We start from the raw sequence: 1365 nt of genomic DNA, 5'->3' as shown, positions 1-1365 counted from the left end.
ACGAGTCCCTTTTTTAGGCGCGTGATGTTCGTTGCGTGTTGATGAGCACGCGCGATCGTGGAGTCCACCGACAGCGACCAGTCGAGCTGGCCGGCAGCGTGAGCGGTCAAGCGGGCCAGCGCGGTGTCCCAGGTGCCGTCGCCGGCCATCCGGCGATGCCAGGTCCATACCGTCTGCCACTTGCCGAACGTCTCGGGCAGGTGAATCGCCCCGGGGATAATAGAGGCAGGGAGATTGGAAGAAGGAGTTTCTCTCATGCCAGTGAAGTACACCGACGAGCTCAGGGCTCGTGCAGTAGAGCTCGTCATTCACGCTCAGGCCGATCCCGCGACTGCCAACGGCTCGATTACTCGGGTCGCGAAAGAGCTCGGGTTGAGTAAGGAGACCTTGCGCGTGTGGGTGCGGAAGCACAAGGAATCCGGCAGGATCACACCGTCGGAGTCTGTGGATCTGGAATCGGAGAACCGACGCTTGCGGGCGGAGCTGGCCGAAGCCAGGCGAGCGAACGAGATCCTGCGCAGAGCATCGGCTTTCTTCGCGGCGGAGCTCGACCGCCCATCAAGGTGATCGTCGACTTCATCGACGAGAATCGTGACGAGTTCGGAGTCGAGCCGATCGTGCGGGTCCTGCGCGGGACTGCTGCACGGATCGCTGTGAGCTCGTACTACGCGTACAAACTGCGCCGGCCCTCGGCCCGGGCTATTCGGGACTGCGATCTCATGGTCGTCATCCGGGACATCTACGAAGCGAACTACTCCTGCTATGGAGTGCGCAAGATGTGGAAAGCGATCAACCGTGATCACGCCGACCGGTTCGGGCCGGTGGCCCGCTGCACGGTCGAGCGTTTGATGCGCCGACTGGGCATCGATGGGGTGCGGCGCAAACGCAAACGTCCCAAGACGGCATCGGCCAGAGCCGAGGAGTGCCCGGAGGACCTCGCCTGGCGGGAGTTCACCGCGCCTGCACCGAACTGCTTATGGGTGGCCGATATCACCTATGTGCCGACGCGCTCGGGGTGGGTGTACACGACGTTCATCCTCGATGTGTTCCATCGCGAGATCGTCGGCTGGCAGGTGACGAACCATATGCGTGAATCCCTGGCCCGGGACGCGCTCACGATGGCTCTGGCGGCGAAGTACCGGGCCGGGCACGATGTATCCGGGCTCGTTCACCACTCGGATCGCGGAGTCCAGTTCCGCTCGATTCGCTATGGCGAGACGCTGGCTGAGTCTGCGATCGTGGCATCAGTGGGTTCGCGGGGCGATTCCTTCGATTGTCAGTCTGTTTCTGCCGCGTCCCGCAAGGATGAGGTAGTCCTGGCCGGAGTGTTCTGACCCTTGCTTACGATTGGCCCGCAGGGTGCCT

Annotated in this window: 2 protein-coding genes, 1 pseudogene and 1 other annotated feature; of the genes and pseudogenes, 2 read left to right on the top strand and 1 reads right to left on the bottom strand. The window is 62.9% G+C overall.

What is annotated here, in order from left to right:
* Nucleotides 1-200, bottom strand: a pseudogene (locus AB0I45_RS13885) (IS5/IS1182 family transposase); the annotation flags it as partial.
* Between the two features lie 55 nt (nt 201-255).
* Here AB0I45_RS13885 and AB0I45_RS13880 point away from each other — a divergent pair.
* Complete coding sequence (locus tag AB0I45_RS13880) at nt 256-567, top strand: transposase (RefSeq protein ID WP_137318392.1); 312 nt, start codon at nt 256-258, stop codon at nt 565-567.
* Nucleotides 528-644, top strand: a sequence feature (AL1L pseudoknot). It overlaps the preceding gene by 40 nt.
* Entirely contained in the window at nt 564-1334 is a 771-nt protein-coding gene (locus AB0I45_RS13875) for an IS3 family transposase (RefSeq protein WP_345032017.1), read from the top strand. (Overlaps the previous feature by 81 nt.) Before AB0I45_RS13880 ends, AB0I45_RS13875 begins: the two co-directional genes overlap by 4 nt.
* Nucleotides 1335-1365 lie beyond the last annotated feature (31 nt).

Origin of the sequence: Brevibacterium sp. NPDC049920 (assembly GCF_040656435.1) — a bacterium.
Lineage (GTDB): Bacteria > Actinomycetota > Actinomycetes > Actinomycetales > Brevibacteriaceae > Brevibacterium > Brevibacterium pityocampae.
This window is presented reverse-complemented; position numbering and strand designations above follow the sequence as displayed.